This is a genomic window from Streptomyces sp. NPDC093586 (assembly GCF_044764905.1).
Classification (GTDB): domain Bacteria; phylum Actinomycetota; class Actinomycetes; order Streptomycetales; family Streptomycetaceae; genus Streptomyces.
On record NZ_JBIWJA010000018.1, the window covers coordinates 1 to 24,739 of the forward strand.

15 protein-coding genes are annotated in these 24,739 nt (G+C 73.1%); 5 read left to right on the plus strand and 10 right to left on the minus strand.

Annotated features, from left to right (window positions below):
• Window positions 1–129: 129 nt before the first annotated feature.
• Entirely contained in the window at window positions 130–2,076 is a 1,947-nt protein-coding gene (locus ACIRFH_RS19685) for an acyl-CoA dehydrogenase family protein (protein WP_403522227.1), read from the minus strand.
• A 337-nt stretch (window positions 2,077–2,413) separates the two neighbouring features.
• Between ACIRFH_RS19685 and ACIRFH_RS19690 the strand changes: the two genes are divergently transcribed.
• Window positions 2,414–3,427: a LacI family DNA-binding transcriptional regulator gene (locus ACIRFH_RS19690; RefSeq protein ID WP_403522229.1), complete on the plus strand. Its 1,014-nt coding sequence runs from the start codon at window positions 2,414–2,416 to the stop codon at window positions 3,425–3,427.
• A 175-nt stretch (window positions 3,428–3,602) separates the two neighbouring features.
• Here ACIRFH_RS19690 and ACIRFH_RS19695 read toward each other — a convergent pair whose 3' ends face one another.
• The 6 genes from ACIRFH_RS19695 to ACIRFH_RS19720 form a co-directional block, all read right to left on the minus strand.
• Window positions 3,603–5,897, minus strand: a complete 2,295-nt coding sequence (locus tag ACIRFH_RS19695; RefSeq protein WP_403522231.1) for a glycosyl hydrolase family 95 catalytic domain-containing protein — start codon at window positions 5,895–5,897, stop codon at window positions 3,603–3,605.
• Entirely contained in the window at window positions 5,894–7,873 is a 1,980-nt protein-coding gene (locus ACIRFH_RS19700; RefSeq protein ID WP_403522233.1) for a beta-galactosidase, read from the minus strand. The genes ACIRFH_RS19695 and ACIRFH_RS19700 overlap by 4 nt, the downstream gene beginning before the upstream one ends.
• A complete protein-coding gene (locus tag ACIRFH_RS19705) occupies window positions 7,870–10,080 on the minus strand; it encodes a WD40/YVTN/BNR-like repeat-containing protein (RefSeq protein WP_403522235.1) in 2,211 nt (736 codons plus the stop codon). Before ACIRFH_RS19705 ends, ACIRFH_RS19700 begins: the two co-directional genes overlap by 4 nt.
• A gap of 115 nt (window positions 10,081–10,195) precedes the next feature.
• Window positions 10,196–11,125: a carbohydrate ABC transporter permease gene (locus tag ACIRFH_RS19710; protein WP_403522237.1), complete on the minus strand. Its 930-nt coding sequence runs from the start codon at window positions 11,123–11,125 to the stop codon at window positions 10,196–10,198.
• Window positions 11,126–11,148: 23 nt separating this feature from the next.
• Window positions 11,149–12,186, minus strand: a complete 1,038-nt coding sequence (locus tag ACIRFH_RS19715; RefSeq protein ID WP_403522239.1) for an ABC transporter permease — start codon at window positions 12,184–12,186, stop codon at window positions 11,149–11,151.
• 26 nt (window positions 12,187–12,212) lie between these two features.
• Window positions 12,213–13,901: an extracellular solute-binding protein gene (locus ACIRFH_RS19720; RefSeq protein WP_403522241.1), complete on the minus strand. Its 1,689-nt coding sequence runs from the start codon at window positions 13,899–13,901 to the stop codon at window positions 12,213–12,215.
• 392 nt (window positions 13,902–14,293) lie between these two features.
• Between ACIRFH_RS19720 and ACIRFH_RS19725 the strand changes: the two genes are divergently transcribed.
• Complete coding sequence (locus tag ACIRFH_RS19725) at window positions 14,294–17,134, plus strand: glycoside hydrolase family 3 C-terminal domain-containing protein (protein WP_403522243.1); 2,841 nt, start codon at window positions 14,294–14,296, stop codon at window positions 17,132–17,134.
• Window positions 17,135–17,364: 230 nt separating this feature from the next.
• Here the strand turns inward: ACIRFH_RS19725 and ACIRFH_RS19730 are convergent, their stop codons facing one another.
• Together ACIRFH_RS19730 and ACIRFH_RS19735 are read right to left on the minus strand one after the other, a co-directional pair.
• Complete coding sequence (locus ACIRFH_RS19730; protein ID WP_403522245.1) at window positions 17,365–18,048, minus strand: response regulator; 684 nt, start codon at window positions 18,046–18,048, stop codon at window positions 17,365–17,367.
• Window positions 18,049–18,074: 26 nt separating this feature from the next.
• Window positions 18,075–19,295: a sensor histidine kinase gene (locus ACIRFH_RS19735; RefSeq protein WP_403522247.1), complete on the minus strand. Its 1,221-nt coding sequence runs from the start codon at window positions 19,293–19,295 to the stop codon at window positions 18,075–18,077.
• A 142-nt stretch (window positions 19,296–19,437) separates the two neighbouring features.
• Here ACIRFH_RS19735 and ACIRFH_RS19740 point away from each other — a divergent pair, with 142 nt between their 5' ends.
• The 3 genes from ACIRFH_RS19740 (at window position 19,438) to ACIRFH_RS19750 (ending at window position 23,015) form a co-directional block, all read left to right on the plus strand.
• Entirely contained in the window at window positions 19,438–20,562 is a 1,125-nt protein-coding gene (locus tag ACIRFH_RS19740) for a hypothetical protein (protein WP_403522249.1), read from the plus strand.
• Window positions 20,559–21,719, plus strand: a complete 1,161-nt coding sequence (locus tag ACIRFH_RS19745; RefSeq protein WP_403522251.1) for a glycosyltransferase family 4 protein — start codon at window positions 20,559–20,561, stop codon at window positions 21,717–21,719. Before ACIRFH_RS19740 ends, ACIRFH_RS19745 begins: the two co-directional genes overlap by 4 nt.
• Before the next feature lie 531 nt (window positions 21,720–22,250).
• Complete coding sequence (locus tag ACIRFH_RS19750) at window positions 22,251–23,015, plus strand: hypothetical protein (protein WP_403522253.1); 765 nt, start codon at window positions 22,251–22,253, stop codon at window positions 23,013–23,015.
• Between the two features lie 175 nt (window positions 23,016–23,190).
• Here the strand turns inward: ACIRFH_RS19750 and ACIRFH_RS19755 are convergent, their stop codons facing one another.
• Window positions 23,191–24,636: an aldehyde dehydrogenase family protein gene (locus ACIRFH_RS19755; protein ID WP_403522255.1), complete on the minus strand. Its 1,446-nt coding sequence runs from the start codon at window positions 24,634–24,636 to the stop codon at window positions 23,191–23,193.
• Between the last annotated feature and the right edge of the window lie 103 nt (window positions 24,637–24,739).

Below are 24,739 nucleotides of genomic sequence, written 5' to 3' on the forward strand. Positions count from 1 at the left end.
GGGGGGGGGCCCGCCCGGGGGGGGGGGGGGGCCGCGGGGGGGGGGGGGGGGGGGGGGGGGGGGGGGGCGGGCCCCCCCCCCCGGGGGGGCGCCCCCCCCCCCCCCAGGACCCTGGTGCCGGCGGAGGTGTCAGGGGATGGGGCGGTGGACGTTCTGCCGGGTGCTCGGGCCGGGTGTCGCGTCCGCGATCCAGGGGTTCTGGCCCGACGGGTCGATGACGCCCTGTTCCAGCCACTCGTAGGCGCCGCCCAGGACGCCCTTGACGACCTTGCGGTCGAGGTCGTCGGTGTTGGTCCACAGGCGGCCGAAGAGTTCCTCGACGCGGATGCGGGCCTGGCGGCAGAAGGCGTCGGCGAGCTGGTAGGCCTCGCGGCCGTGGTCGCCCTTCGCGCGCAGGTGCTCGGCGCGGACGCAGGCGGCGCTCATGGCGAACAGCTCGGCGCCGATGTCGACGACGCGGCCCAGGAAGCCCTGCTTGGTCTCCATCCGGCCCTGCCAGCGGGACATGGCGTAGAAGGTGGAGCGGGCGAGCTTGCGGGCGGTGCGTTCGACGTAGCGCAGGTGCCCGGAGAGGTCGACGTGGCCCGTGGGGTGGAAGTCGCCGTAGGAGCGAGGGAGGTGTCCCGGTCCCGCGACCAGTTTCGGCAGCCACTTGGCGTAGAAGACGCCCGCCTGGGCGCCCGCCCTCGCCTTGTCGGACAGGGACTTGTCCGGGTCGATCAGGTCGCCGGCGACCGAGAGGTGGGCGTCGACGGCCTCGCGGGCGATCAGCAGGTGCATGATCTCGGTGGAGCCCTCGAAGATGCGGTTGATCCGCAGGTCGCGCAGCATCTGCTCGGCGGGGACCGCGCGCTCGCCGCGGGCTTCGAGGGAGGCCGCGGTCTCGAAGCCCCGGCCGCCGCGGATCTGGACCAGCTCGTCGGCCATCAGCCAGGCCATCTCGGAGCCGTAGAGCTTGGCGAGGGCGGCCTCGATGCGGATGTCGTTGCGGTCCTCGTCGGCCATCTGGGAGGAGAGGTCCACGACGGCCTCGAGGGCGAAGGTGGTCGCGGCGATGAAGGAGATCTTGGAACCGACCGCCTCGTGCAGGGCGACCGGCTTGCCCCACTGCTCGCGCGCCGCCGACCACTCGCGGGCGATCTTCAGGCACCACTTGCCGGCGCCGACGCACATGGCGGGCAGCGAGAGGCGGCCGGTGTTCAGGGTGGTCAGGGCGATCTTGAGGCCGGCGCCCTCGGGGCCGATGCGGTGCGCGGCGGGCACGCGGACCCGGTGGAAGCGGGTGACGCCGTTCTCCAGGCCGCGCAGGCCCATGAAGGCGTTGCGGTTCTCGACGGTGATGCCCTCGGAGGACGCCTCCACGACGAAGGCGGTGATGCCGCCCTTGTGGCCCTCGCTCTTCGGGACGCGGGCCATCACGACGAGCAGGTCGGCGACGACGCCGTTGGTCGTCCACAGCTTCACGCCGTCGAGGACGTAGTCGTCGCCGTCCGGTACGGCCGTGGTCGCGAGGCGGGCCGGGTCGGAGCCGACGTCCGGCTCGGTGAGCAGGAACGCCGAGATGTCGGTGCGGGCGCAGCGCGGCAGGAACGTGTCCTTCTGCTCCTGGGTGCCGAACATCTTCAGCGGCTGCGGCACGCCGATCGACTGGTGGGCGGAGAGCAGCGCGCCGATCGCCGGGTTCGCGGATCCGACCAGGGCGAGGGCCTTGTTGTAGTAGACCTGGGTGAGGCCGAGTCCGCCGTACTTGGTGTCGATCTTCATGCCGAAGGCGCCCAGCTCCTTCAGCCCCGTGATCACCTCGTCGGGGATCCGCGCGTCGCGTTCGACGACGGACCCGTCGATCTTCGTCTCGCAGAAGTCGCGGAGCTTGGCGAGGAACTCCTCGCCGCGCTGGACGTCCTCGTCGGCCGGGACCGGGTGGGGATGGAGGAGGTCGAGGCGGAAGCGGCCGAGGAACAGCTCCTTGGCGAAGCTGGGCTTGCGCCAGTCCTGTTCCCGGGCAGCCTCCGCCACCTGGCGGGCCTCACGCTCGGTGACGGTGGGTCGGGAGGAAGGGGTGGGTGGAGCGGACATGAGGCTCACCTCGCCGCGAATCGGCATCGAAGGGAGGTACGGCCGCGAAGTCCCCGACGGGCGAACTCGCGGGCGTACGTTACTAGTCGGTGCTACCCGATCGTGTGTACCCGTTCCGGGGCGTACCCACCACCCCTCGTGCCGCCGTTCGGCCGATGGCCGTCGGCGCGAGAGGATGGGCGGGAGGCCGGGGAGACAGTGGGAAGGAAAGAAGCTGTCGAAGCGCTTCGACGACCTATGGACACCCACTGCCGCTGGGACTACTGTCGAACCACCCTCACCCGCCCTTGCCCACCCCGCGCGCTGTCGAAGCGCTTCACAAAGCTTGGAGAGCTGGATGGTCACCCTCGCCGAGGTCGCCCAGCACGCCGGAGTCTCGGCGAGCACGGTGAGCTATGTCCTCAGCGGCAAGCGGTCCATCTCCACCACCACCCGGCAGCGGGTCGAGGAGAGCATCCGGACGCTCGGCTACCACCCGAACGCCGGCGCCCGCGCCCTGGCCAGCAGCAGGTCGAACATCATCGCGCTGATGATCCCGCTGCGCACGGACATGTACGTGCCGGTGATGATGGAGATCGCCATCGCGGTCGCGACCAGCGCACGCGCCCACGGATACGACATCCTGCTGCTCACGGGCGAGGAGGGGCCCGACGCGGTGCGCCGCGTCACCGGCAGCGGTCTCGCCGACGCGATGATCCTCATGGACGTCGAACTCGACGACGAGCGGCTGCCGTTGCTGCGCGGCACCGACCAGCCCTCCGTGCTGATCGGCCTGCCCGCCGACACCACCGGCCTGACCTGCGTCGATCTCGACTTCCGGGCGACCGGTGCGCTGTGCGTGGAGCATCTGGCGTCGCTGGGGCACCGCGACATCGCTGTCATCGGTGAGGCGCCCGCCGTCTACGAACGGCACACGGGCTTCGCCGAGCGCACCCTCGACGGGCTGCGCACCCGCGCGCGCGAGCTGGGGCTGCGGCTGCTGCACCGGCCCTGCGAGGGCGGCTACGACGCGATGTCCGCGACCCTCGCCCGCGTCTTCGACGAACGCCCCGGCACCACCGGATTCGTCGTCCAGAACGAGTCGGCGGTCGAGCCGCTGCTCGCCCTGCTGCGCCAGCAGGGCCGGGCCGTGCCCGAGGACGTGTCGGTGGTCGCGATCTGCCCCGAGCAGGTCGCCTCCCAGGCCTCGGTGCGGCTGACCTCGGTCGCCGTGCCGGCGCAGGAGATGGGCCGGCACGCCGTGGAGCAGCTCGTCGCCAAGCTCGACGGGCGCGGCAGCGAGGAGGTCGTGCTGCTCGCGCCGGAACTGACGGTGCGGGCCAGCTCGGGGCCGGCACCGGTCCGGCCGTAGGCAGCGCCCTCCCGGCGCGGGATGGCCGTGACGGTCGACGCTCCGCTGGAGCGCGTCCCGCTGGCCCGCTGTGCCTGCGGAACGGGTGCGGCTGCCGGGCGCGGGGAGGGGCCGGTCCCGGGTGGGGCCGGCCCCTCGGCCGTGGTGTGTGGTGCCGGGGAGGCCCACGGCCCCGCTACCGCGCCTTGACGCCGATGACGCGGTCCTCTCCGGCGACGAGGTCGAGCGCTTCGGTGCCGGCGGGGGTCCTCAGTTCGACGCGGTGGGTGCGGTCCGGACGCAGGACGGCCGTCGCGCTCCCGTCCGGCGACCAGGTGAGGTCGAGCACCGCTCCGAACCGGGTGCGTACGCCCTTGAGCTCGCCCTCGGGGCAGTCCGCGGGGAGAGCCGGGAACAGGACGAGCCGGCCGGGGGTGGACTGCACGAGCATCTCGATGAGCACGGCCGGGAGGGCGTGCGCGGCGTCGGCGTTGTAGACGTCGCGGTGGGGGTAGTGCGCGCTCATCAGGGACGCGTGGAAGTAGTCGCCGTCGAGCACCCGGCCGAGGGCGTGGGCGACGTGGGCGCCGTCCCGGAGCCGGGCGGCGACCAGGGCGTGGTGGAGGTGGCCGTGGGCCGAGTCGTTCTCGGCGCCCCGCAGCCGGAGGGCGCGGTGGGCGGCCTCGGCGAGTTCGGGGGTGTCGTAGGGGGTGATCTCGTCGAGCGGCCAGACGCCGTAGAGGTGGCTGAGGTGGCGGTGGTCGTAGGTGTCCGTCAGGCCGGGCCGGGCCCACTCGGCGAGGGCGCCGTCGGCGTTGATCCGGTGCGGCGGGAGCCGGTCGGCGAGGGCCCGCCAGCGGTCGGCGTGCTCGGGGTGGTGGTCGGCGGCGGTCAGCAGGGCGTGCCGGGCGGCGGAGAGGTCCATGGCCGCGTCGACCGTGCCCCAGCTCGCGTTCGCGGGCCGGTTCTCGGGCGAGTAGGAGGGGACGACGGCGAGGCGGCCGTCGCTGTCGGTGCGGGTGAGGAAGTCCTCGTAGAACAGGGCGGCTTCGGCGAGTGCGGCGACGGTGCGCGGGTCACGGGTGCCGTACGTCTCGTCGTGGTCGACGAGGGGCTTGAGCAGCCAGTCGGCGCCGGCCGTCCACAGGTGCAGGGGGTATTCGCGGCTGAAGTGGTACGTGTGGCCGGACTCGCCGTCGGTGTGGGAGGGCGCGACGATGCCGCGGGTGCCGAAGATCGCGCGGGCGTTGTCCCGCCAGTCGGGCAGCTGGCGGTGGACCAGGGCCGCGTGCGCCTCGGTGACCTCGGGCAGGGCGGCCGCGGCGGCGGAGGCGGTCTGGAGGTTGAGGTTGGCGTTGGTGGTGAACGCCCCGGACCAGGCGGTGTCCCAGTCGCCGGTCCACAGGCCGGTCAGGCGGGGCGGGAGCAGTCCGCTGGCCGACAGGAGGTGATAGCGGCCGGCGGCGAAGAGGCGCTCCAGGAGGGCCGCGCCGCGGGGTCGTGCCAGCAGGACCGAGCCCGGCAGGGCGCGTTCGGCGGGGTCGGCGGCGAGGTCGAGGGTGACGCGGTCGTAGGCGGTGCGGTGCCGGGCGAGGTGACGGGCGAGGAGGGCGTCGTACGGGGTGCCGGGCGGTCCGTCGCGCAGGGGCGTGTCCTGCCCGTCGTCCGGGGTGCCCTCCTGCCCGTCGTCCGAGGTGCCGGGCGGTCCGTCGGGGAAGGTCCCGTCCGCCAGGTCGCGCAGGGCGCGGCCCTCGGCGGTCACGTCCAGTTCCCCGGTGTGCCGGCGCACCCGGGTGAGGAGCAGGACCTCCGTGGCGCCCTCGACGAGCACGCCCGGCGGTACCAGCTTCGTGGTGCCGCCGGTGACGGCGACCAGGGTGACGCCGGTGTACCCCAGGTCGCTGCCGGGGTAGCGGGCGCGCAGGCTCAGCAGGGCGCCCCCGGGGGTGAGGACGGCGCCGTGGCCGACGCCCAGACCGGCGGGGGCGCCGGGGAGGCGGGGGTCGAGGGAGATGTCGAGGGTGAGGTGCGGGGCGGTGACCTGCTGGACGATCACGTCGTCGGCGCGGGAGACGAAGACGCGGCTGGCCCACGGGGAGCGGACGGCGGTCGCCTCGCCGGTGGCGAAGTCGACGGAGCGGCGGTAGCGGTGGCCGGTGTCGTCGGGGGGCCGGTTCAGCCGGATCTGGAACGCCGGGTGGAAGGGCCGCACCCATTGCAGCGGGCGGCCGTCGGTGAATTCCTCGGCGGCACGCACATCGCCCGCCAGCAGGCGGTCCTGGAGCGCGGGGAGCCGGGCGGCGAGCTGCGGCGGCCGGCGGTGCTCGTCGCCGCCGGGGCGGACGAGGGTGTGGTGGGTGACGACGATCCGGTCGGCCTGCGGGTCGCCGAACACCAGGGCGCCGTGGTGGCCGTTGCCGCTGAGGAAGGCGTCCTCCCAGCGGGCGGCGGGCTCGGGCTCCCAGGTGCCGTGCACGGGCCCGCCGGTCATGAGGCCGGCTCCGTCAGGACCGCCACGCCGTAGCGGCCGAGGGTGACGCGGCCGGTGACGTCCGTCTCGGCCAGCAGGTCGTGGTGGGAGCCCGGGACGTCGACGGTGACCGGCTCGCGGCCGTGGTTGAGGAGGAACAGCAGGTCGCCGCGGCGTACCGCCTCGACCGCGGCCGGGAGGCCGTCGAGCACCGGGCGGGCGCCCGCGTCGGCGGCGACGCGGGCGAGCAGGTCGCGCAGCGCCTCCGGTTCCGGCAGGGTCGAGACGTACCAGGCGCGGCCCTTGCGCAGGACGGCCGGGAGCCCGTCCAGCTCACCGCCCTTGTACGGGATCGTCTCGTCGGCGGTGCCGTCGGGCTCGATCTCCTCCGACCACAGGGTGCCCCGGAAGCCGTCGCAGGCGGCCGTCTCGTCCGTCTCCAGGGGCCACCACTCGTGCAGGACGCGGATGCCGAACAGGTCGCGCAGCCGGGCGTCCATGGCGCCGGGCCTGATCCGGTCGTCCTGGTCGGCGATGCCGGTGAGGAAGCCGCAGACGAGGGTGCCGCCGCCGCGGACGTAGGCGAGGAGGTTGTCGACCGCCGCGTCCGTGAGCGCGTAGAGCTGCGGCACGACGACCGCCCGGTAGGGGGTCAGGTCGTGCTCGGGGTGGGCGAAGTCGGTGGTGAGGTGGGCCTCCCACAGGGCCCGGTGCCAGGCGTGCAGGACGTCCGGGTAGTCGAAGCGGGCGGAGGGGCGGCCGTCCTGGGAGCCGGCCCACCAGGAGTGCCAGTCGTGCAGGACGGCGACGTCGGCCGTGGTCCGGGTGCCGGCCACCTGCGGGCCGAGCTTCGCGAGGTCGGCGCCGAGCCGCTTGACCTCCTGGTACGTACGGCCCCGCTCCCCCGCGTGGCCGAGCATCCCGGAGTGGAACTTCTCCGCGCCCTGCCTCGACTGGCGCCACTGGAAGTAGCAGACGGCGTCCGCGCCGCGCGCCACGGCCTGGAGGGACCACAGGCGGTTCAGGCCGCGCGGCTTGGGGTGGTTCGCGCCGCGCCAGTTGACCGGTCCGGCCGCCTGTTCCATGAGCATCCACGGGCCGCGCGCCTGCGAGCGGGTCATGTCCTGGACGAGGGCGCCGTGCTGGGCGCCGAGCGGGTCGCGCGGGTCGGGGTAGAGGTCGACGGAGACGACGTCCTCCTCCTCGGCCCAGCGCCAGGCGTCCTGGCCGTGCCACAGCGGCATGAAGTTGGTGGTGACCGGAAGGTGCGGGGTGTGGCGGCGGACGATGTCGCGTTCGGCGGTGAAGCACTCCAGGAGCATGTCGGAGGTGAAGCGGCGGAAGTCCAGGACCTGGGTGGGGTTCTTCAGGTAGTGGGCGCGGCGGGCCGGGAGGATCTCCTCCCAGTCGCCGTAGCCCTGGCTCCAGAATGCGGTGCCCCAGGCGGTGTTGAGGGCGTCGAGGGTGCCGTACCGGTCCTGGAGCCAGCGGCGGAAGCGGGCGGCGGCCTCGTCGCCGTGGTCGAAGGTGCAGTACTCGTTGTTGATGTGCCACATCGTGAGGGCGGGGTGACCGGCGTAGCGGGCGGCCAGGGCCTCGGTGATGGCGGCGGCGTGGCGGCGGTAGGCGGCGCTGGAGTGCGAGAAGTGCTGCCGGCCGCCCCACCACTCGGTGCGGCCGTCCTCGTCGCGGGGCAGGGTGTCCGGGTGGAGGCGGCCGAGCCAGGGTGGGGGCGAGGAGGTGGGGGTGGCGAGGACGACGCCGATGCCGTGCGCGTGCATCAGGTCCATGAGGCGGTCCAGCCAGGCGAAGTCGTGGACGCCGGGCCGGGGTTCGAGTTTCGACCAGGAGAAGACGCCGAGGGTGACGGAGTTGACGCCGGCGGCCTTCATCAGCCGGACGTCCTCGTGCCAGGTCTCCTCGGGCCACTGCTCGGGGTTGTAGTCGCCTCCGAAGAGGACGCGGTCGCGGGTGACGTCCGCGAGGCTCGGTGTCATCTGGGCTCTCCGTACTGGATGCCGCGCCCGTTGGTGGCGAGGTAGACGCGGCCGTGGACGCGGGGGTCGCCGGTGATGGTCTCGCCGGTCCAGCCCCACTGGTGCTGGTCGTCGTTGATGCGCGTCCAGGTCCGCGCCTCGTCGTCGGAGCGGTGGACGGCGGTGCCGGCGCCGGTGGAGCCGACCTGGTAGATCGCCGGGTAGCCGGCGCCGTCGGCGGCCTTGCCGAAGCCGAGGGTGTGGGAGGAGCGGCAGCTGGTGACCCTGGTGAAGGTGGCGCCGCCGTCGGTCGAGCGGTGCAGGCCGTTCTCCTTGGCGCTCAGCCACAGGTCGCCGGACCGGCCGGGTGCCGCGGCCAGCTTGAACTGGCTGTCGCCGGAGGGAAGTCCGGTGGCACGTGCGGTGAAGGTGCGGCCGCCGTCGGTGCTGGCGAGCAGGACCCCCGCGTCCGTGTCGTAGGCGTAGAACAGCGCCGGGTCCACCGGGTCGGCGACCGGCACGGCGCCCTTCGGGAAGGAGGGGACCTCGCTCCAGGTCGTGCCGTTGTCCGCCGAGCGGTGGGCCGGGTACCTGGTGCCGTCCCAGTGGACGAAGGACCACAGGAGCACGCCGCCGTCGGCGTTGACGGCGATCGGTCCGGGCGCGTCCTTGGCGAGGGCGGGCTGGGACGCGAAGGGCGCCCAGGTCCGGCCGCCGTCGCGGGAGTACGCGCCGTTGCCGTGGTCGCCCCAGCCCGTGCGGACGACGTACGCCGGTCTGCTCGCCGCCTGTGCGAGGCCCGTCGCCGATCCGGTCACGGGGTTGGTCGCCATGCCGCGCGCCGGGGACGAGGTGAGCCGCTCGTGGTACATCACGCCGATGTCCCGCGAGCCGCTGAGCAGGTGCGCCCCGCCGGCCGGGGGTGAGATCAGCTGGGTCACGGACGACTCCTCCAGGCCGCGGATCCGCGGGGCCCAGTGGCGCAGGTCGCGGGTGGCGTAGAGGGTGGCGCCGGTGCCGTACACGACGTGTCTCGCGTCGTACGGGTCGACGGCGACGGCCTGGATCCACCAGCCGAACTTGGGCCGGTCCTCGCCCCATTCGAGGTAGGGCGTCTCCGACACGTCGAGGACGGCGGAGTCCTTGAGGGACGTCCAGGTGCGGCCGCCGTCGGTGGTCCGGAACAGGGTGTCGACCAGCGCCCACCGGTTGTTGGTGGAGACGACGACGGTGCCGGGGCGGCGGGCGTCGACGGCGACGCCGCCGTAGCCGAAGGTGTCCGTGGAGCCGTCGCCGGTGGTGCCGCCCGGCCGGACGGGCGTGACGTCGGTCCAGCGGCCGTCCGTGGTGCGCAGCTTGTGCACGCCGCCGGTCGACTGTCCGTTGGGGCCGGGGGCGTCGGCGTACGTCACGTACAGCTCGCGGGCGTGACCGTCGTACGCGGCGCGGACCGGGACCCTGGCCGCGGTGCCGGAGGGCTGTCCGGGGACGGCCTCCCAGGTGCGTCCGTCGGCCGTGCGGAACAGGTTCGGCGCGGTGCCGTCGGCGTCGCCCCAGCCGGCGTAGACGGTGCGGCCGGCGGCCACGAGGAGGGTGACGCCCTGGCCGCCGGCGGCCGGGGCGGCCGGGAAGCCGGGGGCGGGGGCCCAGGTGGCGCCCCGGTCCGTCGACCGCCACAGGCCGTCGTGCCGGGTGCCCAGCCACAGGGTGCCGCTGTCGCGCGGGTCGACCAGGAGCCGCTCGCCGGTGCCCCGGCCGTCCTCGTTGGCGCCGAGCTTCACGGTGAGGTCGGTGCGCCGCCAGGTGGTGCCGCGGTCGTCGGAGCGCAGGATCGCCCCGGTGCCCGCCCAGGCCTGGGCGTAGGTGCCGCAGGCCAGGTAGAGCCGGTCCGGGTGGGCGGGGTCGACGGCCATCGCCTCGACGCCGAGGAGGTTCCAGTCGTCCCAGCCGAGGTGGTCGAGGAGCGGGGTCCAGCGGGCGGCGCGGTCGTCCCAGCGGTAGGCGCCGCCGATGTCGGTACGGGCGTAGGCGAGCCCGCGGACGCGGGGGTGGAACATGACGCCGGTGACGAACCCGGTGCCGCCGATGACGACGTTGCGCCAGCGGTAGGAGGAGGCGTCCGCCGTGTTCTCCGCCGCCTGTGCGTGCCCGGGTGCGAACGGGACGGCGGTGAGGGCGGCGGCGGCCGCGGTCCCGGCGAGAACGGCACGCCGGCTCGGGCGTGACATGGACGCAGACATGGCATACCTCGTTCTGTGCGGCTCGGGGCTGGGGGCGTACGGGGTTGCCGTGGCCGGCCGCCGGTCAGGAGCGGCCGGCCACGACGGGACCGGGGTGAGGGGGTCAGCCCTTCACCGCGCCGGTGAGCATGCCCTTCTTGAAGTGGCGCTGGACGAACGGCGACAGCACGGCGACGGGCAGCAGGGCCATGACCATGACGGCCATCTGCACGGCCAGGCCGGAGAGTTCGCCGGTCTTGATCGCCTGGCCGAGGCCGACGGGCGCCTCCTGCTTCTGCACGAGCTGGATCATGACGTTCTGCAGGGGCAGCATGTCCTGGTCGTTGAGGTACAGGGAGGCGTTGAACCAGGCGCTCCAGTAGCCGACGGCGTAGAACAGGGTGATCACCGCGACGACCGCGCGGGACAGCGGCAGGACGATCCGCCACAGGATGCGCAGGTCACCGGCGCCGTCGATGCGTGCGCTGTCGATCAGCTCCGGCGAGATGCCCATGAAGAACCCGCGCAGCACCAGGATGTTGAAGACGCTGATCGCGCTGGGCAGGATCAGCGCGAGATAGCTGTCCATCAGGCCCAGGGACTGCACCAGCAGGTAGGTGGGGATGAGTCCCGCGCTGAAGAACATCGTGGCCAGCAGCACCATGAGGATCCAGCGGTGGCCCAGCGAGCCGCTGCGGGACAGCCCGTAGGCGCACAGCACCGACACCGCCATCGAGAACAGGGTGCCGACGAGGGTGATGCCGATGCTCACGAGCGCGGCCCGGGTGACCTGGCCGCCGCTGAGCAGCTCCTGGTAGGCGACGAAGGTGATGTCCTTCGGGATCATCACCAGTCCGCCGGCCTCGTCGATGGTCCTGCGCGAGGAGAGGCTGGTGACGACGACGATCCACAGGGGGAACAGGATGGCCAGGCAGGCCAGGAGCAGGACCAGGCCCTTGCCGGCGAGTCCGGTGCGGCTGGGTTTCTCCTCCCACACCGGCCGGGGCGGGGCCGCCCAGCGGCTCGGCGTGCGGCGCGCGGGTTCGTCGGTCACGGCGGTCGCTTCTCGGACGGCGGTCACTTCTTGTACACCCCCTGCTCGCCCATGAGGTGGGCCACCTTGTTCGCGATCAGGACCAGGCCGAGACTGATGACGCCCTTGACGAGCCCCGCGGCGGCCGCGTAGCCGAAGTCCTGGTTGCGGACGCCGTTCCACCACACGAAGGTGTCGAGGACCTCGGCGGCTCCCGGTCCGACGGCGTCGCGTTGCAGCAGGATCTGTTCGAAGCCGACCGTCAGGGCGTCGCCGACGCGCAGCACCAGCAGCAGGGCGATCACGGGACGCAGCGCGGGCAGCGTGACGTGCCACATGCGGCGCCAGCGGTTCGCGCCGTCCATCGCGGCGGCCTCGTACAGGTCGGGGCTGACCGAGGCGAGCGCGGCGAGGAAGACGATGATCCCCCAGCCGGCGTCCTTCCAGACGCTCTGGGCGGTGACCAGGAACTTGAAGGTGTCCGGGTCGGTCATGAGGCTGAGCCCGTCGTACCCGTGGTCGCGCAGCAGCTGGGAGAGGAGCCCGGCACCGCCCAGCAGCTGCTGGAAGACGGCGACGACCAGCACCCAGGAGAAGAAGTGCGGCAGGTAGAGGATGGCCTGCGCGACCGCCCGCACCCGGGGCCGGACCACGCTGTTGATGAGCAGCGCGAGCAGGATGGGGACCGGGAAGTACAGCACGAGCTGGAGGACGAACAGCACCAGCGTGTTCCGCACGGAGTTCCAGAAGGCGGAGTCCTCGAGGATCCGCTGGAAGTTCTCCAGCCCCACCCAGGGGCTGTGCAGCATGGAGACGATCCCGTTGTCGCTGACGTAGGGGTCGTACTCCTGGAAGGCGACGACGTTGCCGAGGATCGGTACGTAGTTGAAGAGCAGCACCAGCAGGAGGGCCGGCAGTGTCATCAGCAGCAGTACGCGGTCACGCCGGAACCTCAGCCGCAGGCTGAGGTTCCCCGTGGTCGGACCGTCCTTCCGGGGACCGGCGGCGTCGCCGGACGCCATCGGGTTCTTCTTCGTCGTGTCGGCCTCGGCCCTGGACCGGGGCACCGTGCTGTGGGACACGGCCGTTCTCCTTGCCTCGGTACCGGTCAGCCCGCCGCCGTGCCGTTCTCGTCGAGCAGCTTCTTGTACCAGTCGCGCAGCTTGTCGCCGCCCTTGCTCCGCCAGTCGGAGACGGCCTGCTGCATGTCGCTGATCTTCTTGCGGCCGCGGACGATGTCGTCCTCCAGCTGCTCGAAGTCGTTGGAGAGGTTGGTGTAGCGGGCGGGTTCGGTGATCTGCATGCCGTAGAACGTGGACTTCTTGGTGACGGCGCCCATCCGCTGCTGCCACTCGACCTGCCCCTTGGCGACCTCGGGGAAGTCGGGGTGGGCGATGGTCGCGGCGGGGCTCTCGATCATCACGTAGGCGTTCATCACGTCGAGGTTGCCCTGGTCGGTCTTGGTGGGCACGCCGTCCTTGACGGTGTAGTGGGTGCCCTCGACGCCGTAGTTGGTGGCCATGTACTCCTTGGTGCCGTACGGCGCCGCGGTGACGTTGGCGACGGCCAGCACGTCGCGGATGACGGACTCGGACGCCTTCTTGTTGACGAAGGCGAAGATGCTGGCCGGGTTCTGCGCCCACAGGGTGGGGGCGCCGCCGTCGTGGCCGAAGACGTCCATGCCCCAGACCTTGAACTCGGGGTTCTGGGTGGCCTGTTCGGCGGTGCGGCTCCACCACTGCGACATGTCCTGGTTGTAGACGAGGAACTCGCCGGCGGCGAACTTGGGCCCGGGGTCGGCGGCGTTGCTCTTGCCGAGCTCGGCGTCGGGGTGCACGACCCCGGCGGCGAACAGCTTGCGCGTCCACTCCAGGGCCTCGAGGTACTCGTCGGTCTCGATGCGGTAGACCAGTTTGCCGTCGACCTGGTTCCAGCCGAGGGACTTCTCGTTGCCGGAGAGCACGCCGAAGGCGTTGAACGCGGTCCACTTCATGTCCAGGCAGGCCCAGCGCTTGGCCTTCGCGTTGGTGGCCTCCTTGGCCAGCGCCATGAACTCGTCGCAGGACCGGGGGACTTCGTAGCCCTCCTTCTCGAAGATGTCCTGCCGGTACAGCGGCACGATGCCGGTCACGTACGAGGACGGCATCGGCAGGCCGCGCAGCTTGCCGCCGAAGATGGACCGCTGCCAGGCGTCGGTGGGGATCGCCGCGAGGTTGGGGTACTCCTTGACGGCGTCGCCGGAGAGGTACGGGCCGAGGTCGGCGAACTTGCCGATGATGGCACTGGGGATCTTGCCGGTCATGTTCCAGCCGGGCACGACCACCACGTCGGGCACCTCGCTGGAGGCGAGGACCGCGCCGAGCTTCTGGTCGTAGGTGTTGCCGTCCTGGTTCTGCCAGACGACGTCGACGCCGATGAGGTCGTTCATCGCCTTGTAGTAGGCGTTGTCCCCCTTCGGCGGGGACCCCCAGAACGGCGACATGACGGTGACCTTGCCGCCCTTGCCGAGCTTCTCGGGCACCGAGGTCTTCAGGCCGGCGATGTCGAGCTTGCCGGTGAAGCCGACCGCGGAGCCGTTCTTGCTGGGGATGTCGGGGGTGACCACGTTGCTGGCCACGTACGCCGGCAGCAGCTTCTTGGCGTCCTTGCCCGACGTGGTGCCGTCCCGCGAGCCGCCGTCGGAGCCCCCGCCGCAGGCGGAGAGCAGCGGCATCCCTCCTGCCACCGCTGCGGTGGCGACCGCCGTGGAGGCGAGGAACTTTCTCCGGCTGGGGCCGGAGGCGGCGTTCGGCGTCATTGCGTCAACCCTTCATGGCGCACCAGGACACCCGGCGGTGGCCGTCGGCTGCGGTGTCTTCAGTGGAACTGGCTGAGCTGAAGCGGTCGTTGGAGGAATGCGCGGTTCCGGATGCACCCGCGGGTGCACCTCCGGTTCACCGCCTCCGGGAGTCGAAGCGCTTCGATGTTGCAGTGAGGTTAAGTGAACCCCTGGGGGCGCACAAGGGTCGCTTCCAAGATTCCTCCGAGTGCACTGCATGAACGAGCGTCTGACCTTGTTCAACCACCCCTTGGTTCCCGGAGGTAAGTCCGGGACGGTTGGCGGATAGCGCTTGACACCCACCCCACAACCGACTGAGCATCGAAGCGCTTCGAAAGCGTCTCTCCGCTCCATCGCAAGGGGAACTCCACGTGACCGCACCCACGCCGCCCACGCCGCCTTTCCGTGATCCGCACCTGCCGTTCGGGAAGCGCGTCGACGACCTGATGTCGCGGCTGACGCTCGACGAGAAGACCGCGTTCCTGCACCAGTTCGCCCCGGCCGTCGAGCGGCTCGGCATCGCCGCGTTCCGCACCGGCCAGGAGGCTCTGCACGGGGTGGCCTGGATGGGCCCGGCGACCGTGTTCCCGCAGGCCGTGGGCCTGGGCGCCACCTGGAACGAGGACCTGGTGCGCCGGGTCGGCGAGGCGGTGTCCCAGGAGGTCCGGGCGATGCGCGCCCGCGACGAGCGCGTCGGCCTCAACGTGTGGTCCCCGACCGTCAACCTGCTGCGCCACCCCCTGTGGGGCCGCAACGAGGAGGGCTACTCCGAGGACCCGAGGCTCACCTCGGCCATCGCCACCGCCTACACCCGCGGGCTGCGCGGCGACCACCCGGCGTACTGGCGCACGGCGCCCGTGCTCAAGCACTGGCTCGCCCACAACAACGAGACCGACCGGGACACCGCCTCCTCGTCCGTCCGCCCGCGCGTCCTGAACGAGTACGACCTGCGCGCCTTCCGCGAGACGGTCGAGGCGGGCGCGGTGGCCGGGGTGATGCCGGCGTACAACCTGGTCAACGGCCGCCCCAACCACGTCTCCCCGTACCTGCGCGAGCACCTGCGCACCTGGACCGAGGAGGAGCTGCTGGTCTGCTCGGACGCCGGAGCCCCCTCCAACCTGGTCGACTCCGAGCACTACTTCGACACCCACGAGGAGGCGACCGCGGCCGCGCTGCGCGCCGGGGTGGACAGCTTCACCGACCACGGCACGGACTCCTCGAAGATCGTCGCGCGCGTCCGGGGCGCCCTGGAGCAGGGGCTGCTCACCGAGGCCGACCTCGACGCGGCCGTGCGCCGCCAGCTCTCGGTCCGGTTCCGCCTCGGCGAGTTCGACGGGTACGACGAGCCGGGCGCGTTCGACACCCCGGAGCACCGGGCGCTGGCCCTGGAGGCCGCCGAGCAGGCGGTCGTCCTGCTCAAGAACGACGGCGTGCTGCCGCTGGCCCCGGACGCCCGCGTCGCCGTCGTCGGACTGCTCGCCGACGAGTGCAAGCTCGACTGGTACAGCGGCACGCTCCTCCACCGCTCCACCCCGCTGGAGGGCCTGTACGAGCGGTTCGGCACCGACCGCGTGGACTTCGCGGAGGGCGTGGACCGGGTCCGGCTGAAGACCGCCGCCGGTACGTTCCTGCACGTGCTCCCGGCGGAGGACTCCCCGGGCGACGCGCCCGGCGCCGAGGGCGCCCTCGACCCGGCTCTGATCGCCGGCCGCACCGACCTGCCGCCGCTGACCACCGACGCCACCGGCAGCGAACTCGCTCTCGTCGACTGGGGCGAGGGCGTGCTCACCCTGCGCGCCGACGACGGCCGGTACCTGTCGGTCGCCGAGGACGGGTACGTCCGCGCCTCCGCCGACCAGCCCGGCGGCTGGGTCGTGCAGGAGACGTTCCGCCTGGAACCCCACGGGAACGGTCACCTCCTCCGGCACCTGGGAACGGGTCGTCCCGTCCGTGTCGCCGCCGACGGCGTGAAGGTTGCCGCGGAGGGCTCCGACGACACGGCCGGCGAGGTCTTCGAGCTGGTCGTCGCCGAGCGCGGCGAGGACGCGGTGGCGCGGGCCGCGGCCGGCGCGGACGTGGTCGTGGTGGTCGCGGGCAACGACCCGCACATCAACGGACGGGAGACGGAGGACCGGACGACCCTGCGGCTGCCGGACCACCAGGAACGGCTGCTGCGCGCGGCCCGCGCCGCCAACCCGCGCACGGTGCTGGCGCTGGTCTCCGCCTACCCGTACGCGGTCGACGCCGAGGCCCTCCCGGCGGTGCTGTGGACCGCGCACGGCGGCCAGGCGGGCGGCACCGCACTGGCCCGGGTCCTGGCCGGTGACGTCTCCCCCGCCGGGCGGCTCCCGCAGACCTGGTACGCCGACGACGCCGACCTGCCCCCGCTGCTCGACTACGACGTGATCGGCGCCCGCCAGACCTACCTGTACTTCGAGGGGACCCCGCTGTTCCCGTTCGGACACGGCCTGTCGTACGCGTCCTTCGCGTACGCCGGCCTCTCGGCCCGGGTGGCGGACGGCTCGGTTCACGTGTCCTTCACCGTCACCAACACGGGGGGCGTCACCGCCGACGAGGTGGCCCAGCTCTACGCCCGCGCCGAGGAGCCCTCGGTCCCGCGCCCGCGCCGGGAACTGCTGGCGCACCGGCGACTCACCCTGGCCCCGGGCGAGCGGGCGGAGGTGTCCTTCCAGGTCCCCCTGTCCGCCTTCGCGTTCTGGGACGTCGCGCACGGCCGGTGGCGGCTGGAGCCGGGCCCGTACGCGCTGCTGGCGGGCGCGTCCAGCGAGGACGTGCGCCTGTCGGCGACCGTGGTCCTCGACGGGGAGCCCGCCGCGCCGCGCCCGGTGCACGAACGCGGCCTGGCGGCGGCCGACTTCGACGAGCAGAGCGGCACGGAGATCGTGGACCGCACGAAGGTGGCCGGTGACGCGGTGACGCCGGCCGCGGGCGGTTCCGGTGAACTGCTCTACCGGTCCTGCGACTTCGGCACCGGCGTCACGGAGGTGACCGTCGCGGTGGCGGGCGAGGGCACGGTGGAGATCGAGGTGGCCTGGAGCCCGTCGGCGGCGGTGCTGTCACCGAAGGCGCCGACGCGGGGCCCGTACGACTACGTGGAACTCGGCGCCGCCCTGACCGCCGAGGGCGTGCACGACCTGACCGTCAGGCTGCGCGGCTCCCTGCGGCTCGCGCACGTCGGCTTCTCCGGCTGAGGGTCCGGAGAAGCCGACGGGAGGAAGGGGCCCGGTACCGGTACGCCCGGAACGCGGTGGGCGAATTCGCCAACGCGCCCCAGGCGTGCTCCGGGGCCTCGATCGGAGCGGATGTCCCGGCGGAGCGACGCCCGGGCGGCGTGTCGCCGGGACATCCGCTCCACTCGCCACGCCTCGGCGCCCTGGGTGCGCGCCGACTCCGCAAAGACCGGTGCCGGAGGAGGGGGCCGTCAGACCCGCGCGTCGCGGGCGCGGGCGTCACCGCCCGCCCGGACCAGGCCCAGTTCGTAGGCCACGATCACGGCCTGGGCCCGATCGCGCAGTCCCAGCTTGGCGAACAGCCGGTTGATGTGCGTCTTCACCGTGTGGTCGGTGATGGTGAGCCGGTCCGCGATCTCCGCGTTGGACAGGCCCCGCGCGATCAGGGTCAGCACCTCCGTCTCCCGGGCCGTGAGGTCACCGGCCGGGCGGCCGGCCTGCCGGGACGCGCGCGCGTGGACGAACTCGGCGATCAGCCGCTTCGTGATCTCGGGCGAGAGCAGCGCGTTGCCGTCCGCCACCACCCGGACCGCGTGCAGCAGTTCGGGAAAGGTGGCGTCCTTCAGCAGGAAGCCGCTCGCCCCGGCGGCGAGCGCGTCGTACACATACTCGTCGAGGTCGAAGGTCGTCAGCATCAGCACCTTCGTGGCGCCGCCGGACGCGGCCAGGATCTCGCGGGCCGCCTCGATGCCGTTCTTGTTCGGCATCCGGATGTCGAGGAGGGCCAGGTCGGGCCGGGTCTCGGCGGCGATCCGCACCGCCTGTGCGCCGTCCTCGGCCTCGCCCACGACCTCGATGTCCTCCTGCGTGTCCAGGAGGTTCACGAAGCCGGTGCGGACGACCGCCTGGTCGTCGGCCACCAGTGCCCTGATCATGTGCGTCTCTCTCCTCCGCTCCATGGTCACCCGCCCCCCCAGGGGAGTTCCGCCTCCACCAGGAAGCCGCCACCGGGGACCGCGCCCGCGCTGAGCCGACCGCCGACCAGGGCCGCCCGCTCCCGCATCCCGGTCAGACCGTGCCCCGCGCCGGGTCCGGAGACCGCGCCGGAGCCGGCCTCCGGGCGGGAACCCGGCGCGGGACCGTCGTCGCGCACGCGCAGCCTCAGCAGCCGATCGGCGCCGTAGTCGACCTCCACCACCGTACGGGCGCCGGGTGCGTGTTTACGCGCGTTGGTCAGCGCCTCCTGGGCGATCCGGTAGGCGGACAGCTCCCACGCGGCGGGCAGGGGCACCCGCTCTCCGGTGATCCTCAGTTCGGCTGCGCCGCCCACCGCCCGGTGCTGCTCGACCAGTTCGGGGAGGTGGTCGAGGGTCGGCTGCGGGGCGGTGAGGGCCCTGTCACCCTCGGAGGTGCGCAGGACGCCGAGCAGACGGCGCAGTTCCGCCATGGAGGAGCGGGCGGTGGCGGCGATCTGCTGGAAGCCGTCGTGGGCCTCGGGGGTGAGTCCGGGGGTGGTGTACGTGGCGCTCTCGGCCTGGACGGCGATCATCGACACCGAGTGGGAGACGATGTCGTGCAGCTCGCGGGCGATGGCCGCCCGTTCGGCCTCGGCGGCCTGCTGCCGCTCCATCGCGATCAGCTTGGCCTGGGACAGGCTCCGTTCGTTGCGGGTCTCCTCCCGTGAGCGCACCGCGTCGCCCATCATCACGGCCCCGAAGACGACCACGCTCAGCAGGAACGACTCGGCGAACAGGCTGAGCGAGCCCTTCTCCCACAGCGCGGGCACCGGCAGTTCCATCCGCGACCAGGTGTTGATGTGCACCAGGTTCACGCACAGGGCCCCAAGGGCGCCGCCCGCGACGGTGACGGCGGGGTGCAGCACCCGGTTGCGGCCGAGCGAGTAGCAGCCGATCAGACCGCTCGCCACGATCGATAGGTACAGATTGACGTCGCCGGCGAACCCGAGGAGACCCGCCGAGACCGTCAGCACCGCGATGGGCGGAAAGGCCCTCCGCCACATCAGCGAGGCGGAGGACACCAGCACGCCGACCGTGGTCGTCACGGACCCGGGGATGGCGACCAGTTCCGCGACGGCCCCGACGGTCAGTGCGCCGCCGGTGACCCACGGGTAGACGGGTGCGGTCATCAGGTCACGGAGGAGCCGCTGCGGCGACGTACTCATACGCCCATGATCCAGGCCGGGGCGAGAACGCGCGTCACCGTACGGGTCGAGTCCGCGGACGCCTGTCGTACCACGGGTTGACTTCCTTGTGCGGAGCCTCGTTTGACGCCTTCCCGACCGCGGATTCCTAGCGTCGACGGGCATGAGGCAGATCCTTCGGGAACAGGTCACGACGTATGCCGACGGGCACGTCGAACGGTGGGTGTGGGCCGGATCCGCAGTCGTCGCGGTGAGCTTCGCGGCGGTGTCCGGCATCGTGGCACACCGGGCGTGGGGGATGGTGGCGGGTGCCGGGTACGCGGCCGCCGCGTATCTGGCGTCCGGCGACCGCACGCGCCGCGCGGCGCGCGTGGTCGCCTTGCTGGGGGCCGTCGTGGTACCGCTCGTCGGGCTGGTGTCGGCCGGGCTCGGCCAGTCGGAGGTCGCCGTCGTCGAACGGTCGGGGCACCTGCTGCTCACCACCGGCAGCCCCTACGTCACCGCCCCGAAGGCCGTCGCCGACTTCAACCCCTACCTGCCCGGGACGGCGCTCTTCGGTGTGCTGCCCGGGGACGCCCGGTGGTGGCTGGGCGGCGCGTTCGTGGCGGCCCTCGCCACCGCCGGACTGTGCCGGGCCCGGCTGCTCGCCTGCCCGCTCGTCGCGCTGCCCCTCGCGGTGAGCGGAGTCGACCTGCCCGTGGTCGCTCTCATGTGCCTCGGCCTGACACTCGCCGGGCAGGGGCGTGCGGGTCGTGCCGGTCTGGCGCTCGGGGCCGCCGCCGCCCTCAAGTGGACCGCCTGGCCCGCACTGCCCGTGGTGCTCGTCCTGACAGCCGTACGCCGGGGCGGCCGGCCCGCGCTGCGGTGCGCGGCCGTGAGCCTGAGCACCGTGACGGCGGTGGTGCTGCCCTTCGTCCTCATCGACCCGTCCGGCTTCTGCCGCAACGTCGTGGCCTTCCCGTTCGGCTTCACCGCGGTCTCCTCACCCGCCGCGAGTCCCCTGCCCGGACATCTGCTCGCGACCCATGTACCCGGCGGGACGGTGATCGCGCTCGCGCTCCTCTCGGTGGGCGCGCTGCTGATCGCTCTCTCCCTGGCGGTGCGCCCTCCGGCCACGGTGCGGGCGGCGGCCGGCCGGCTCGCGTTCGGCCTGGGTCTGGCGACGGCCCTGATGCCCGCCTCCCGCTTCGGCTACCTGGTCTTCCCGCTGGTGCTCGGCGCACTGGCCCACCGGGCGGCGGGCCGCGGCGCCACTGTCACGACCTCTCCCGCAAAGGCCCCGGCATGACGGACAACACCCGTACGCGCACCCTGATCGTCACCAACGACTTCCCTCCCCGGCAGGGCGGCATAGAGACCTTCGTCCGGCACCTGGCCGACCGCTTCCCGCCCGGCGAGGTCGTCGTCCTCACCTCGACACCCGCCACGGCCGGCCCCCGCGAGCCCTTCCCGTACCCGGTGATCCGCCACCCGGTCGGCACCCTCCTGCCCTCCCCTCGCGCCACCACCCACGCCGCGTCCGTGGCCCGCCGGTACGGCTGCGACCGGGTGTGGTTCGGCGCGGCGGCGCCTCTCGGGCTGATGGCGGGCACACTCCGGCGTACGGCGGGAATCCGTACCGCCGTCGCCACCACCCATGGCCACGAGGTGTGGTGGGCCCGCACACCCGGGGCCCGGGGCCTGCTGCGCCGCATCGGCACCGAGGTCGACACGCTCACCTGGCTGGGTGCGAGCACCCGGCGCCCCATCGAGGCGGCCCTCGCGCCCGGTACCCGGACCGCCCGCCTCGTCCCCGGCGTGGACACCACGGTCTTCCACCCGGCTGTGGACGGCGGCCCGACCAGGGCGCGGTACGGCCTGGGCCACCGTCCGGTGATCCTGTGCGCGGCCCGCCTGATCCCCCGCAAGGGCCAGGACACGCTGATCAGGGCGCTGCCCTGGATCCGCAGGGTGGTCCCCGACGCCGTACTCCTCCTGGTCGGCGACGGCCCGTACGCCCCGGAGCTGCGCCGGCTGGCGCTGCGGGAGGGCGTCGTGGACTCGGTCGTCTTCGCGGGTGGCCGGCCCCACCACGACCTCCCGCGGTTCTACGCCGCCGCCGACGTCTTTGCCATGCCCTGCCGTACCCGCAGGGGCGGCCTGGAGGTGGAGGGGCTGGGCATCGCCTGCCTGGAGGCCGCGGCGTCCGGTCTCCCGGTCGTGGCGGGCGACTCGGGCGGCACGCCGGACACCGTACGCGAGGGCGAGACGGGCCATGTCGTCGACGGCCGCTCGGTGGCTGCCACGGCGGACCGGCTGATCAGGCTCCTGCTCGACCCTCGACTCGCCCGTGCCATGGGCGAGAAGGGCCGCCACTGGGTACGTACCGAATGGTCCTGGGACCGCTCGTGGGCGACGCTGAGGGATCTGCTCTCCGGGGAGGCGCCCGCGCCCCACGCGGACTGACTGCCCTCCTGTGCGGCCGCCACCGACCGGTCCGCCGTGACCGGCCAGGACGTGCTGCGCAGCCGGACGGTGCCGTCCAGGAAGCGACAGCGGGCTGTCTGGAGGCCGAGCGGGACTCGGGCGGACGGCGGACACCGTCGACCCGCACACCGTGGCCCTCGCCGTCGGCGGCACTGCCCACCACCCGCCGATGACCGCCTGGCCGGGCAGCCCGGACTCGCGTCCGGCCATGAGCCGCTTGGCGGCGGCGCTGGTGGGCGGCCGGCGCTCCGGCAGGACTTCCGGGCCCCCGGCCGACGGAGCGGTGGCGAAGCGCGCGGCCGGTGTGCGGCCGTCGCGGGGCGGCCGGTGCCCGGCGGGCGCGGGGCGGTCCTGGAAAGGCGAGGTAAGGCCGTTGTCTCCGGCGGGGGCTTGCGGGAATCTGGAGGGATGAGCGAGGGGGAAACGAAGCGGACGCCCGCATCACCCGGACCCGCATCACGAGCAGAGGAGACAAGTCCCCCGGTCCGTCCGGTCGACGGAAGGATCGGCGTGTACGCGCAGTGGCTTTCCCCGGTCGAGGGGGCCCACCCTCCCCCGTCCGTCTTCGTGCTGTCGACGCCGAAGCCCGGCTCGAGGGTCACCACCGTCCCCTGCGACCCGGAAACCTGCCGCCGGTGGTGGGAAGCCGGCCTGCGGTATCAGCGCACCGTCCACCGGATCGCGGACGAGATCCGGGTGGCCGAGCGGAGGGTCCGGCACACCGGAACGTGGATACCGTTCCGGCGACGACGCGCCATGAGCGCCCTGGAACACCTCCGGCGCCGCTGCCTGCAGGAGTTCCAGGCGGCGGAGGCGGCGTACGCCCCCGTGCGCCGACGGATCGCGGACAGTCTGGCACTGGAGGCGTGGGGGCGGCGCCGGAAGATCCTCGACGAGGAGATCTGGGGCTGGACGAGAGCCGTCGGCCGGGACGGGACCGAGCGGGTCCACGTCTTCCGCCACGACGTCCCGCCCTCGGACTTCCCCCGGACGGCCACGGCCGGCCGGCCGCGCCTGACCCTGCCGGAGCTGCGGGAGGCCCTGATCGAGCTGGGTCGGCGGGAAGCCCGCTGGGACCGTGCCGCGATCACCGCGACCGACCGGGCGTTGCACGACATCGGTCTCGCCACCCTGTGGCACCAGGAATTCCGCGAGGACTTCTTCACAGGTCACTCGTACGCGACCGGGCCCGGCCCGTCGACCGGCGGGGGCAACCCCTCCGGTGGCAGCTCCACCGGCGGAACGGGTGGCTACATCGGGGGCGGCACCTTCTAGCTTCCGCCCGCACGGTGAGCCCCCTGCCGCCCTCTGCGGGAGCGGGCCGGGGGCAGGGGACGGCTCGGACAGAGCCGGAGGGTCCTCGCGGGGGCCGCGGGACCCTCCGGCCCCGGAGACGACGGCCCGAGCCCCCGCACAGTTCGGGCTCGGGCCGTCGGCCTTCTCGGGTGGGTCAGAGGGCGAGGTCCGTCAGGACCAGCACCCGCTCGTAGGTGTAGTCGTCCATCGCGAACCTGACGCCCTCGCGGCCCACGCCGGACTGCTTGGCGCCGCCGTACGGCATCTGGTCGGCACGGTAGGAGGGCACGTCGCCGATGACGACGCCGCCGACCTCGAGGGCGCGGTGGGCGCGGAAGGCGGCCTGCAGGTCGTGCGTGAACACGCCTGCCTGGAGGCCGTACTTGGAGTCGTTGACGGCGGCGAACGCCTCGTCCTCGCCGTTCACCTTCTGCACGCTCAGGACGGGACCGAAGACCTCCTCGCGGGCGAGGGTGGTGTCGGCCGGCAGGTCGGTCAGGACGGTCGGCGCGTACGTGGCGCCGTCCCGCTTGCCGCCGGTGAGGAGCTTCGCGCCCGCGGCGACGGCCTCGTCGACCCAGGACTCCACGCGCTCGGCGGCGGCCTCGCTGACCAGCGGGCCGACGTCGGTGGCGTCGTCGTTCGGGTCGCCGGTGACCTGAGCCTCGACGGCGGCGACGATGCGCGGCAGCAGCCGGTCGTAGACGGCGGCGTCGGCGATCACGCGCTGCACCGAGATGCAGGACTGGCCGCCCTGGTAGTTGGAGAAGGTCGCGATGCGGTTCGCGGCCCTGTCGAGGTCCTCGTCGCTCGCCCAGTCGCCGAGGACGACGGCCGCGCCGTTGCCGCCCAGCTCCAGGGTGCAGTGCTTGCGCGGCACCGAGTCCATGATCGCGTAGCCGACCGTCTCGGAACCCGTGAAGGAGATGACCGGCAGCCGCTCGTCCTGGACGAGGGCGGGCATGCGGTCGTTGGAGACCGGGAGGATGCTCCAGGAGCCGGCGGGCAGTTCGGTCTCGGCGAGCAGGTCGCCGAGGATCAGGCCGGAGAGCGGGGTGGCGGGGGCCGGCTTGAGGATGATCGGCGCACCGGCCGCGATCGCCGGGGCGACCTTGTGGGCGCACAGGTTCAGCGGGAAGTTGAACGGCGCGATGCCGAGGACGACGCCCTTGGGGAAGCGGCGGGTGAGGGCGAGACGGCCCTGGCCGCCGGCGTCGGTGTCCAGGCGCTGCGCCTCGCCGCCGTTGAAGCGGCGGGCCTCCTCGGCCGCGAAGCGGAAGACGGACACCGCGCGGCCGACCTCGCCGCGGGCCCACTTGATCGGCTTGCCGTTCTCGGCGGAGATCAGCCGGGCGAGCTCCTCGGTGCGCTCGGCCAGGCGACGGCTGACGTGGTCCAGGGCGGCGGCGCGGACGTGGGCGGGGGTGGCGGCGAACTCGTCCCGTACGGCGTACGCGGCGGCCACGGCCTCCTCGACCTGGGCGTCGGTCGGCAGGCTCACCGTGGCGACGGTGCGGCCGTCCCAGGGGGACGTGACGTCGAAGGTGTCCTCACCGGTGGCCTGGCGGCCGGCGAGCCAGAAGGCGTGGGTGGAAGTCATAGTGGAGTCCCGGCCCTTCCGCGTTGGGGGTGTGTGTACGGGTGTGCGGAGTCCACGGTAGGGCGGGCGGCGGCGGGTGGCGTTTGTCCGAGTCGTAGTGGTG

What these genes read in the sequence shown, in the direction of transcription:
- ACIRFH_RS19720 (WP_403522241.1), bottom strand. Translation starts at nt 13,901, where the DNA reads ATGACGCCGAACGCCGCCTCCGGCCCCAGCCGGAGAAAGTTCCTCGCC.
- ACIRFH_RS19705 (WP_403522235.1), bottom strand. Translation starts at nt 10,080, where the DNA reads ATGTCACGCCCGAGCCGGCGTGCCGTTCTCGCCGGGACCGCGGCCGCC.
- ACIRFH_RS19745 (WP_403522251.1), top strand. Translation starts at nt 20,559, where the DNA reads ATGACGGACAACACCCGTACGCGCACCCTGATCGTCACCAACGACTTC.
- ACIRFH_RS19740 (WP_403522249.1), top strand. Translation starts at nt 19,438, where the DNA reads ATGAGGCAGATCCTTCGGGAACAGGTCACGACGTATGCCGACGGGCAC.
- ACIRFH_RS19695 (WP_403522231.1), bottom strand. Translation starts at nt 5,897, where the DNA reads ATGACCGGCGGGCCCGTGCACGGCACCTGGGAGCCCGAGCCCGCCGCC.
- ACIRFH_RS19730 (WP_403522245.1), bottom strand. Translation starts at nt 18,048, where the DNA reads ATGATCAGGGCACTGGTGGCCGACGACCAGGCGGTCGTCCGCACCGGC.
- ACIRFH_RS19755 (WP_403522255.1), bottom strand. Translation starts at nt 24,636, where the DNA reads ATGACTTCCACCCACGCCTTCTGGCTCGCCGGCCGCCAGGCCACCGGT.
- ACIRFH_RS19735 (WP_403522247.1), bottom strand. Translation starts at nt 19,295, where the DNA reads ATGAGTACGTCGCCGCAGCGGCTCCTCCGTGACCTGATGACCGCACCC.
- ACIRFH_RS19685 (WP_403522227.1), bottom strand. Translation starts at nt 2,076, where the DNA reads ATGTCCGCTCCACCCACCCCTTCCTCCCGACCCACCGTCACCGAGCGT.
- ACIRFH_RS19700 (WP_403522233.1), bottom strand. Translation starts at nt 7,873, where the DNA reads ATGACACCGAGCCTCGCGGACGTCACCCGCGACCGCGTCCTCTTCGGA.
- ACIRFH_RS19690 (WP_403522229.1), top strand. Translation starts at nt 2,414, where the DNA reads ATGGTCACCCTCGCCGAGGTCGCCCAGCACGCCGGAGTCTCGGCGAGC.